The following is an 11,102-nucleotide window of genomic DNA, read 5'->3' as shown; positions in this document are numbered from 1 at the left end:
AGCAATGCTCCATCATTATATATTATCAATCAAGTATAGAGTTTTTATAAAGTATCCAACGGTTGGGTATTGGGAACATACCGCCGGAATACGCTCTCCTGCGTGACTGCTATTGTAGGGGGTTTTGTTGCGAGATGGTTACGCTAATTACTCTGGTTAAGCAGGAAAAAATCGAATATGTGACTAAGGTAGAGATTTTGACTGGAGGGTTTTTCTAAGGCTGATGAAATTAGCACTATGATACGATGTAACACGTAAAAACTGGTATAACCATTTATTTTATGGTTATTTTTCCTAGCCCTAGCGATGACTATTTCTTATGTCCCTCTCACCGAATTAGTACGAAGAGTAAAGTAAAGATGCGAGTACCCATTGTGGTGACCTTGGCTAAATGTTAGAAACACATCAACATTCCATTACGAAATCTGTTCAATGGCTTGCAGTTTATTTGCCTCTGAAACCATGACTCTAAATCGCCCACGTATCCCCAGCTGAGTTAGAAATGGTCGTAACCGCGCAGCGGGTAACTGCAGACGCAAACCGTTCTCAGTCATGACTAATACATGACTGGCTGCGCCTGAATAGTGCTGGAGAAATTGCTGATAAGTAATGTGCATAGAAAAGGTATAGGCTTTCATGGGACAAGATTCAGATAGTGTTAGTGGGTATATAAATGAAATTATAAATAAGGGGCAAGATACCTTACCCCTTTATAGTGTGATTACTGTTTACTGCTCAAGTGCTTTTTGAACTTTCTCAAACAGGTCTTTAGCTAGGTTATCTAACTGAGACAGCTTTTCTAGCTCGGCGCGCATCAAGCTCTGACGTAGCTCATCGTACTGACGGTACTTCAGGAATGGTTCAATCAGACGAGAAGCGACCTGTGGATTGCTGGTATTCAAGACAGTCAGGATTTCTGTCAAGAACTGATAACCAGAACCATCTTTAGCGTGGAAGCGTACTGGGTTATTACCGCATAAGCTGGCCACCAAGCTGCGAGTACGATTCGGGTTTTTCAGATCAAACGCTTTGTGCTTCATGGTTTCACGCACATTTTCCAATGCATTTTCCGCAGGGTTCTTACCCTGCAAAATAAACCACTTGTCCATCACCAAGCCGTCTTGAGTCCACTTGTCACTGAAGTCAGCCATTTGACTTGCACGGCAAGCCAGTTCTGCGGCATTTGCTGCAGCCATTGCCGCCATCGTATCTGTCATATTGTCTGATGCTTGATACTGCTTAGCCACTAGACTATTTCCTTGCTCTGTAAGCGCAAGGTAAGCCAAACACGTATTACGAAGTGAACGCTTTGCCATCGCTTCATGCTCAATGGTATACGCCGCTTGTGTTAGCGAGTGGTAAATAGCACTGAACTCATCTTCCATCGCAACAGCTAAGACTTTTTCAAGCTCAGCCATAACGGTATTGATCGCATCAACATCAACGGTTTTATACCAACCCGCTACTTCATTTTCGCTTGGCAGTGTTAGCATTTCGGCAATAAATGCAGGGTCTAGCTTTTCATCAAGCAACACACCACGGAACGCGTCTACCACCTGCTCAGGCAACTCAAAAGACTCACCATTCTGGCAGCGAATGACATTCTGCTTGATGTATTTAGCCAACAAAATTTGACCTGCATCCCAACGGGCAAACTCGTTACGCGCATGAACCATCAAGAAGGTCAATTCTGCATCTGAATAATCATACTCCAAGATCACCGGTGCTGAGAATTCACGCAGCATGGAAATAACGGGTTGCTCTTCAATGCCGTCAAAGATGAACTCTTGCTCTGCTTCAGTGACATCCAGTACATTGTGGACCAACTGGCCATTACACTGTAACGGAATGACATTGCCCTGTGCACCATACAGCTCGACATCAAACGGTATATGTAGCGGCTGCTTCTCTTGCTGACCTGGTGTTGGCGCAGTATGCTGCTTAACCGTGACACGGTAACGGTTTTCTTGTTCAAGATATTCTGTCTCAACATGTACAACCGGTGTTCCTGATTGGCTGTACCAACGGCGGAATTTCTCTAGGCTAACCCCAGATGCATCTTCCATCGCCTGAACAAAATCATCGCAGGTTGCCGCGGTGCCATCATGGCGTTCGAAGTACAGTTTCATACCCGCTTGGAATTTATCCTCACCAAGTAAGGTGTGCATCATGCGAATAACTTCACTGCCCTTTTCGTACACAGTCAAAGTATAGAAGTTATTCATTTCTATCACTTTATCTGGGCGAATCGGGTGTGACATCGGTCCGCGATCTTCAGAGAACTGTGGGCCACGCATGATACGTACGTTATTAATACGGTTTACCGGCCGCGATCCTAGGTCTGAAGAGAACTCTTGATCACGGAAAACAGTCAAGCCTTCTTTCAGGCTTAGCTGAAACCAATCACGACAAGTGACTCGGTTACCTGTCCAGTTATGGAAATATTCGTGGCCGATCACCGCTTCAATACCTTGGTAGTCGGTATCTGTCGCCGTTTTCGCATTGGCCAGTACGTATTTGGAATTAAAGACATTAAGCCCTTTGTTTTCCATTGCCCCCATGTTGAAGAAATCTACCGCTACGATCATGTAAATGTCGAGATCGTACTCTAGGCCAAAGCGCTCTTCATCCCACTTCATAGAGTTAATCAATGAAGTCATGGCATATTCAGCGCGATCAAGATTGCCCTTGTCGACAAAAATTTCAAGCGCAACATCACGGCCACTAACAGTGGTATATTTATCTCTCAGAACATCAAAATCACCGGCAACCAATGCAAACAGGTAACTTGGTTTCGGAAATGGGTCTTGCCACTGTACCCAGTGACGACCATTATCCAAATCGCCTTCGTCAACTCGGTTACCATTACTCATTAGATATGGGTACTGTGCTTTGTCTGCAATCACCTTAGTGGTGAAGCGAGCCAATACATCAGGGCGGTCTAGGTAATAGGTAATACGACGGAAGCCTTCGGCCTCACACTGAGTACAGTATGCACCGCCTGATTTATACAAGCCTTCAAGCAACGTATTTGCTTCTGGATTGATTTCAGTTTCAATCAGCATTTCGAACGATGCAGGTAGCCCGTTAACTGTCAGCTTACCTTCGCTTTCTGCATAATCTGTCCAGCTTTCACCATTGATTTCAAGGCGAACTAAAGTTAACGCATCACCATCAAGCTCCATTGATTTCGCGCCTTCCACTTGCTGCTCAACCTTGCTGATCGCGACCACACGGGTTGTTGTATCATGCAAATCAAACTCTAGCGAGAGATCGGAAATTGTAAATTCTGGTGCTTGGTAATCTGAACGGTACTTTGCCGTTGGCTGGATAGTTGGTTGTTCGGCCATGTTTATTCCTTTTATTTCCGCCTGTTAGTGTCGCGGTATGTATCCATTATTCTGCGTTAAACCGGTGCAGACAAGCTTATTACCCTGATTTGGCGATATGTTTCTCAATTGTCCACTCACCCGGTCAATTAACGCACATCCAGCCAATGATTTCGCTGGTTGTGCTTTGAAGGCTAGCTTATCATCTTTACTATACTTAGCTTACAAGCAGTAATGGTTACCCAAATTCAGCTTTACAGCAAGATCACCGTACAAACAAAGTATTAAACAGTGTATTGGCAATAAACCTCTACAGGCTTGTCGTTAACGGCATTTGTGCGTATCTTGCTGCCCCTATTTTTTTCCTCAATCTGAAACATTTTGAGACAACCAAGCCTAAAAATAGGGTAAAATTACCGGATTGCAAAATACAACCAAATTAGTTATGAATCATTTTGGACACACTGGGATTATCGACTCCCTGCTTGATACTGATGCATACAAGTTGCACATGCAGCAAGCCATATTTCATCAATACCCCAATGTTGAAGCTATTGCCGAGTTTCACTGCCGGAGCGACGAAGATCTCCGTCCATATAGCCAAGAGATTCAAGCGCATATCAATCGGCTGGGTGGACTCTCTTTCACTCAGGAAGAGATAGACTACCTGTCGACTCTTAGCTTCTTTAAGGCTGATTACCTTGAGTACCTCGCATCGTTCCAACTTGATAGCAAGCAAGTTAAGATCGACACGTCGGGTGATCAACTAGCGATTAGCATTACGGGTAAGTGGATCGATATTATCCTTTGGGAAGTACCATTATTGGCAATCATCTGCGAAATTCGATGCAAACATTGCTACCCTGCATCTTCAACGGATGACGCTCTGAGCTCACTCAAGCAAAAGATGGCTGCCTTTTATCAGAAAGCCAATGATGAAGGTATCAATCTGGACGCGTTCTCGCTGGTTGACTTCGGTACGCGCCGACGTTTCTCCCGCGATGTTCAACACAAGGTTGTTAACTACCTGAAGAACAACATGCCAGAGTTCAAAGGTACCTCGAACTACCACTTGGCCCGCACCCAAAACTTGACCCCTTTTGGCACCCAAGCCCATGAGTGGTTCCAAGCGCACCAACAATTGTCCGGTGAACTGGCCGACTCTCAGCAACTTGCGTTAAACCGTTGGCTTCAAGAGTACCCTGATTCGTTGGGTATCGCTCTTACCGATTGCATCAATATGGATGCTTTCCTGCGTGACTTTGACCTTCGTTTATCAGAACGCTTCATCGGCCTACGTCATGATAGCGGTGACCCGATTGCCTGGGGTGAAAAAGCTATTGCGCACTACCAGTCATTGGGTATTGATCCAAGAACCAAATCTTTGATTTTCTCCGATAGCCTGACGTTAGATAAAGCGCTAAACATCTATAAGCACTTTGCCCATCGTATAAATACCAGCTTTGGTATTGGTACTCAGCTGACTTGCGATCTGCCTGGTGTGAAAACATTGAATGTGGTTTTGAAACTGACGGAATGTGAAGGCCGCCCTGTTGCGAAGATTTCAGACGAGCCAGGTAAGAGTATCTGCCGAGATAAGAATTACCTGACGCAACTTCGACAAGCCTTTAAAGTCGTTAGCTAATCGCACACATCAATCGACAGATAACAAAAAAGCGAGGTATTCACCTCGCTTTTTTGTTAACCGTGTTAGTGGGGTCAAGTAAGAGAATGAGGCTATTACGCACTACTCCCTTCTCATTACCGCTTGCATACCAAATTGTTGATTACTGAGCGTCAGGGTATTACTGCCTAAACTGTACTGGCTATCTTGTTGACCATCTTCATAAATCAACACAATGCGATCATCTTCAATAAAGTAAATCCCCTTGTGCTCTTTTTTCTTTCCGTTTTTACCTGACACCTCGGCCGAAAATAAGAAGTCTGGACGAAGGGATAAAGCAATTTCCGAGACACCATCACCAACATCGTTCCCCGTAATTTGTGAAGAACGCCAGTTACCCGGCAAGTTTTCTGGTGCCAACTTAGTGAAACGAGCACCATCGAGCAAAAACTGGTTGTAGCTTAACATGTAGCTATGCTGCTGCTCGGGTTGACCATGAGAAAGAAAAGTAACCGTGCTTTCATCGATATCATATGTCCCATCCCACTCTTCCACGTTGCCATCTATCTGAAGAAGCCGAATGACGAAACGATAATTTGATTTAAATTTGATGTTCATTGCACGGTAGTTTGCACCTTCACTTTCAACACCTGTATCAGTATTACTAAACCAATACCAATCTCCCAGAAGTAATGGGTAATCAAATTCAGTCAAATCTGTTGACCGCGCGCTGATAGCAAATGTCGAAAATAACAGCGTTACAGCAAGAATTACATGTTTCAGCATAGTATTCCCCTAACACCAGAATTAATTACCTACATTTAACCCTAGTCGGCAATTACCCCCTAGAGGGTAAAAGTTGAGACTTAGCAGTGTTTATCTCTCAGTTGTCTCAGGGCTGACACACCGCTTTTCCTCTCTAGCTAACTGATTTTATCCATAAAAAAACGGCACCTTAAAAGGTGCCGTTTATTGGGGTCAGGCCTATTATCACAGGTTAACTTTGCGATCTCGACAAATCAGACGTGATAGCAACCGCTTCATCTAGATAAGCATCAGGTGCTTCATAATCCTTTGGCACATCATCTAATGTGGCAAACGCTTTCTTACCATCCGCTTTCTGGCGCTGATTCAATCGCGCTAGACGGTCTGCATCATCTTTGTCTTGCTCTGCAATGCGCTTGTTCTTGTTCAGAGAAATCGTGTTGATATCTTTCTCATCACGGTACTTAGCAATGTCATCTTGGATAAAGCCAAATTCCATGTCCTTACTTATCCGCTGATCATGCTTTGCTTTCAATGAAGGCAGAACCGCCGAGAAGTTGTAGAGTTTCTGATAGTCCGCCGCCTTGATACTATCCCAAGGCAATGCATTATCCTCAACACTTTCACCGGTTTCAGATGGGTCAACAGCCGTTGGGAATGCCAAGTCAGGTACAACACCTAGATTCTGGGTACTACCACCATTGATGCGGTAGAACTTTTGAATAGTGTACTGAACATGGCCCAATGGCTTATCGAACAAATCATAAATATGGTTCAGTGAACGGTGTTGCTGTACCGTTCCTTTACCAAATGATTGCTCGCCAAGAATGACAGCACGTCCGTAGTCCTGCATAGCAGCCGCAAAAATCTCAGACGCTGACGCACTGTAGCGGTTAACTAAAACAGTGAGCGCTCCGTCAAAATAAACGCGATCATCTGAATCGCCATTCACTTTGACACGTCCGTAGCTATCACGAACTTGAACAACGGGTCCACTGTTGATAAACAGCCCAGTCAAGGCTGTTGCTTCAGTCAGTGCACCACCACCGTTGTTGCGCAAATCGATAACCACGCCATCAACCTGCTGGTCGTTCAACTTCGCCAGTTCTTTCTTGGTATCTTCCGACAAACCGACATAGAAACTTGGAATTTCAATCACCCCAATTTTCTTGCCGTTTGACATCTCTACCGAAGATTTTGCTGCGCGATCTTCTAGGCGGATTTTGTCACGAACAATAGTGACATCGTAACTTTTTGCGTTATTCCCCTCAGGAAGGATTTCCAGAACAACTTTACTGCCCTTTGGTCCTTTAATGAGCTGAACAACATCATCAAGACGCCATCCAATCACATCGATCATGTCTTTGCCGTCTTGCGCGACACCGATGATTCTGTCACCAGCAGCCAATTTCTTCGAGGAAGAAGCCGGACCACCTGCGACCAAAGAACGTATTACGGTATAGTCATCAACCACTTGTAGAACAGCACCAATACCTTCTAATGAAAGGTTCATTTCAGACTGAAACTGTTCGGCGTTACGTGGTGACAAATAGCTAGTATGAGGGTCAACCTCACGCGCAAAAGCATTCATGTAAATTTGGAATACATCTTCGCTATGAGTTTGAGTAAGACGCTTAAGGGCGTTGTTATAACGCTTACCGAGTGTCTCTTTAGTTTCATCCCAGTTTTTGCCCGCAAGATCTAAATTAAGCGCATCGTATTTTACGCGTTTGCGCCAAATTTCATTGAGTTCATTGCGATCTTTAGCCCACTCCATTTCGGAACGGTCTAACACTATATCTTCATCAGCATCAAAGGTGATTTCATGATCAAGCAAAGTCAGTGCGTATTGATAGCGGTCATATCGACGCTTCAGCAGAGTATTGAAAATATCGAAAGCTGCTGATGTATCACCCCTTTTGAGCTGATCATCTAGCTGCTCTTCCCATTTTTCAAATTGCCGAATATCGGAAGCCGTAAGGAAGCTTTTGTTGAAGTCCAGCATCTCGATATATCGAGTAAAGACACTGGAAGAAAATTCGTCATCAAGTGAAAACTGCTTGTAATGTGAACGAGTAAAGCGCGAAGCTACTCGCTTACTGGCAGTCGCATGCTGTTTTTCTGGAACCAGCTGCGGAAGATCACTTAACGTGTATGTCGCCTCAAGGGCTTGCGCTGACGCTGCTAGCATCATGCCAGCAGCGATCAGTGAGAAACGGAATCGACCTTTCATGCGTCGAGCATTCTCCTTTACGAACGCAGGTGCTCCGCTTTAACTACCATGGTCAAACCATTTGATAGGCGAACACGCACATCGTCCTTATTAATTTCAACGATAGTTGCCGGCATGTTTCCGTTGCCCAAGTTAACACTAACGTTCTTGCCAACGACGACTTCATCAGCAGTCAGTGCACGGGTCGTTTCTGCAGGCTTTTTATTTAGCTTAGTCGTTTTTTGTTGTGTGTTCTTAGGTTTAGCTGTTTTTGGACGAATTTTTTTCGCCTTTGCTTCACCATCCTTGCTAGCAGCTGCTTTAGCATCTGCTTGTTCTTTACGACGAGCACGGACTTTAGCCTTGCTTTCTTCAAGCGCTTGCTTAGCGTGATCTACGTGTTCTTGTTCTAACACGCCACAATCGTTGCCATCAAGGTCAACGCGGTTTGCACCCGCTTTCACACCGTGAAGATAACGCCAGGAAGAAGTGTATTGACGCAGAGCGGTACGCAACTGAGTTTTACTTACTTTCGGGTCATCAGTTAGACGCTCTGCTAGATCTTGGAAGATACCGATCTTTAGAGGCTTCGCTTCACCTTCAACAGTAAAACATTTTGGGAAACGCTCAGCAATGTAGGCAATGACTTCTTTACTGTTCGTTAGCTTTTCAGAGTTTTCCATGGACTTTCCTGACAAAAGCGAGTTTCCTCGCCGTTAGTACTTTAATCAAAAAGAAATTGTTCCGCTATTATAGTTACCTAACGCTGAAAAACCACCGAAAGCATTCAATTAAAGTCTTTTTTGTACCTCATTCATCAAAGAAGTCAGTCCATCTTCGTCAAATTGACTAAATCTTGATAAGATTGGACTATCAATATCCAGTACACCGCACAATTCACCATTTACAGAAAACGGAACCACTATTTCTGAATTACTGGCCGCATCACAGGCGATATGCCCTTCGAATTGGTGGACATCTTCAACCCGTTGAACACTGTTTTCAGCTATCGATGTACCGCATACACCGCGACCTACAGGAATCCTCACACAAGCGGGCTTGCCTTGAAATGGCCCCAACACCAACTGGTCACCTTTAAGCAAATAAAAACCCACCCAGTTAATCTCTTCTAACTCCATAGCCAGTAACGCACTAATATTAGACATATTAGCAATGAGATCTGGCTCATCTTCAATCAACGCGACCGCTTGTTTCGTCAGCGTTTGATAGTTCACAGATCTAATTTCCATGGCTTACTCCTTTTATAGCCGTTAGAATGGCTTCTTTATTAATAATGGGAATCATTATCATTGTGAAAAACAGTTCAAACCAAATGATTAACTGGTCTTGGCTATTAAAGCAAGCTAAACATCACCGCCCCCGCTTGATTACCGCGAATTTTATCGCGCTTATCGCAACCCTTATCAGTGTCCCAATTCCACTGTTAATGCCTTTGATGGTTGATGAGATCCTACTCGACAAGCCAGCTGGTGGTATTGCCTTCCTTAATCATTTTTTACCGGACTCCCTGCACCAACCAACCGCTTATATCCTACTGGTTCTGCTATTTGTCGTTTTAATGCGCGTGGGCAGCCAAGCACTTAACATCCTGCAAAGTCGCCAATTTACCTTGGTGGCCAAAGATATTACCTACAACATGCGACAGCATCTTATCGACAAGCTTGGTCGTATTAGCATGCGTCAATATGAAGAGCGCGGTAGCGGTGGGATCACTTCCCACCTCATTACCGACGTTGAAACCATCGATAAATTTGTGGGTGATACCCTCAGCCGTTTCCTTATTGGTTTTCTAACCGTTATTGGTACTGCTGCCATTTTGCTATGGCTCAACTGGCAGCTGGGGCTCTTTATTCTATTGGTCAACCCTATTGTGGTTTATGCCTCTAAATTAATGGGGAACCGGGTAAAGACTCTTAAGAAGAAAGAAAACCAGGCGTTCGAACGCTTTCAACAGCGCTTGGTGGAAACCCTCGACGGCATTTACCAATTGCGTGCAGCTAACCGCGAGCGGGAATTTCTTAGCCAGTTAAAGTCCAATGCCAATGATATTCGACGTGATGCCGATAAATACGCATGGCAATCAGAAGCCGCTGGGCGCATATCTTTCTTGCTGTTCTTGGTCGGTTTTGAGTTGTTCCGTGCTATGGCAATGATTATGGTGCTGTTTACCGACTTGAGCATAGGCCAGATGTTCGCTGTTTTTGGCTACTTATGGTTTATGCTTGGTCCGGTACAGGAACTACTGGGGATCCAATTTGCTTGGTACAGTGCATCGGCTGCCATGCAGCGCTTAAATAGCCTCATTGCCATTGAAGAAGAAGTTCGTCCAGTACAAAAGGTGAATCCGTTTACTGATGACCATCATCTCGACATTGAAGTCAGTAACATCCATTTTGCATACGATGAAGATAAAGAAGTGCTACGCGGTATGAGCCTTAGTATCCCTGCGGGCAAGCGAGTGGCGTTAGTCGGTTCTTCTGGTGGTGGAAAATCAACACTGATCCAATTACTGCTGGGTATCTACCAAAAAGACGCCGGTGACATCTTAATCAATGGCTATTCGATTGAAGATGTCAGTTATGAAGCACTCCGTAACAAAATGGCAGTGGTCTTACAACACCCTGTATTATTTAATGATACTATGCGCCACAACCTGACATTAGGGGGTGAGTACAGTGATGAGCAACTTTGGCAAGCGCTTGAGATTGCGCAAATGACTGATGTTACCCAGCGCCTGACGGAAGGGTTGGATACCGAGATAGGCCGTCAAGGAATTAAATTATCAGGTGGTCAGCGTCAACGACTCGCTATTGCCCGTATGGTTCTGACCAACCCCGAGTTCGTTATTCTGGATGAAGCAACATCGGCACTCGATACCGCGACAGAGGCGGCATTGCATCATGCACTTAACCAGTTTTTGGCCAACCGTACCACGCTAATTGTTGCTCACCGTTTATCAGCGGTTAAACAAGCTGATGTAATCTACGTACTTGAAGATGGGCAGGTAAGCCAAAGCGGTACCCATTACGAACTGGTGAACGAGGAAGGCCTGTACCAAACGCTTTATGGTTCTGTACAATCAGCCGAAAATCAAAATGATGCATTAGCACAAGTACCAGTAGCCAGAGTGAACCTGAAATAATAATATCAT

General features: G+C 44.6%; 8 protein-coding genes. 2 read left to right on the top strand and 6 right to left on the bottom strand.

What is annotated here, in order from left to right:
• Positions 1 to 416: 416 nt before the first annotated feature.
• Both ACVA53_RS19490 and pepN read right to left on the bottom strand, forming a co-directional pair.
• A complete protein-coding gene (locus ACVA53_RS19490) occupies positions 417 to 638 on the bottom strand; it encodes a DUF2835 domain-containing protein (RefSeq protein ID WP_446505996.1) in 222 nt (73 codons plus the stop codon).
• 90 nt (positions 639 to 728) lie between these two features.
• On the bottom strand, positions 729 to 3,350 hold the full coding sequence (gene pepN, locus ACVA53_RS19485; protein WP_446505995.1) for an aminopeptidase N: 2,622 nt from the start codon (positions 3,348 to 3,350) through the stop codon (positions 729 to 731).
• Positions 3,351 to 3,774: 424 nt separating this feature from the next.
• On the opposite strand from pepN, the gene pncB reads away from it, so the two are divergent.
• Positions 3,775 to 4,974 carry a nicotinate phosphoribosyltransferase gene (gene pncB, locus ACVA53_RS19480; RefSeq protein WP_255044524.1) on the top strand — a complete coding sequence of 400 codons (1,200 nt, stop codon included), beginning with the start codon at positions 3,775 to 3,777 and terminating at the stop codon, positions 4,972 to 4,974.
• Positions 4,975 to 5,076: 102 nt separating this feature from the next.
• On the opposite strand, the gene ACVA53_RS19475 is transcribed toward pncB, so the two are convergent.
• The 4 genes from ACVA53_RS19475 to ACVA53_RS19460 all read right to left on the bottom strand — a co-directional run bounded on the left by ACVA53_RS19475 (position 5,077) and on the right by ACVA53_RS19460 (position 9,180).
• Positions 5,077 to 5,739, bottom strand: a complete 663-nt coding sequence (locus ACVA53_RS19475; RefSeq protein WP_255044523.1) for a lipocalin family protein — start codon at positions 5,737 to 5,739, stop codon at positions 5,077 to 5,079.
• Between the two features lie 211 nt (positions 5,740 to 5,950).
• A complete protein-coding gene (gene prc, locus ACVA53_RS19470; RefSeq protein ID WP_255044522.1) occupies positions 5,951 to 7,951 on the bottom strand; it encodes a carboxy terminal-processing peptidase in 2,001 nt (666 codons plus the stop codon).
• Positions 7,952 to 7,968: 17 nt separating this feature from the next.
• Complete coding sequence (proQ, locus tag ACVA53_RS19465) at positions 7,969 to 8,613, bottom strand: RNA chaperone ProQ (RefSeq protein WP_446505994.1); 645 nt, start codon at positions 8,611 to 8,613, stop codon at positions 7,969 to 7,971.
• A 108-nt stretch (positions 8,614 to 8,721) separates the two neighbouring features.
• Positions 8,722 to 9,180 carry a GAF domain-containing protein gene (locus ACVA53_RS19460; protein WP_446505993.1) on the bottom strand — a complete coding sequence of 153 codons (459 nt, stop codon included), beginning with the start codon at positions 9,178 to 9,180 and terminating at the stop codon, positions 8,722 to 8,724.
• An 83-nt stretch (positions 9,181 to 9,263) separates the two neighbouring features.
• Here ACVA53_RS19460 and ACVA53_RS19455 point away from each other — a divergent pair, with 83 nt between their 5' ends.
• The gene (locus ACVA53_RS19455; RefSeq protein WP_446506011.1) at positions 9,264 to 11,093 is read left to right on the top strand and encodes an ABC transporter ATP-binding protein; all 1,830 of its coding nucleotides are present in this window, start codon (positions 9,264 to 9,266) and stop codon (positions 11,091 to 11,093) included.
• Positions 11,094 to 11,102 lie beyond the last annotated feature (9 nt).

The sequence above is a fragment of the Photobacterium sp. DNB23_23_1 genome, assembly GCF_052873815.1.
Note: the sequence above shows the minus strand (reverse complement) of the source record. Positions and strands in the feature narration are given on the sequence as shown.

What these genes read in the sequence shown, in the direction of transcription:
- ACVA53_RS19490 (WP_446505996.1), bottom strand. Translation starts at nt 638, where the DNA reads ATGAAAGCCTATACCTTTTCTATGCACATTACTTATCAGCAATTTCTC.
- ACVA53_RS19475 (WP_255044523.1), bottom strand. Translation starts at nt 5,739, where the DNA reads ATGCTGAAACATGTAATTCTTGCTGTAACGCTGTTATTTTCGACATTT.
- ACVA53_RS19460 (WP_446505993.1), bottom strand. Translation starts at nt 9,180, where the DNA reads ATGGAAATTAGATCTGTGAACTATCAAACGCTGACGAAACAAGCGGTC.
- prc (WP_255044522.1), bottom strand. Translation starts at nt 7,951, where the DNA reads ATGAAAGGTCGATTCCGTTTCTCACTGATCGCTGCTGGCATGATGCTA.
- proQ (WP_446505994.1), bottom strand. Translation starts at nt 8,613, where the DNA reads ATGGAAAACTCTGAAAAGCTAACGAACAGTAAAGAAGTCATTGCCTAC.
- ACVA53_RS19455 (WP_446506011.1), top strand. Translation starts at nt 9,264, where the DNA reads ATGATTAACTGGTCTTGGCTATTAAAGCAAGCTAAACATCACCGCCCC.
- pncB (WP_255044524.1), top strand. Translation starts at nt 3,775, where the DNA reads ATGAATCATTTTGGACACACTGGGATTATCGACTCCCTGCTTGATACT.
- pepN (WP_446505995.1), bottom strand. Translation starts at nt 3,350, where the DNA reads ATGGCCGAACAACCAACTATCCAGCCAACGGCAAAGTACCGTTCAGAT.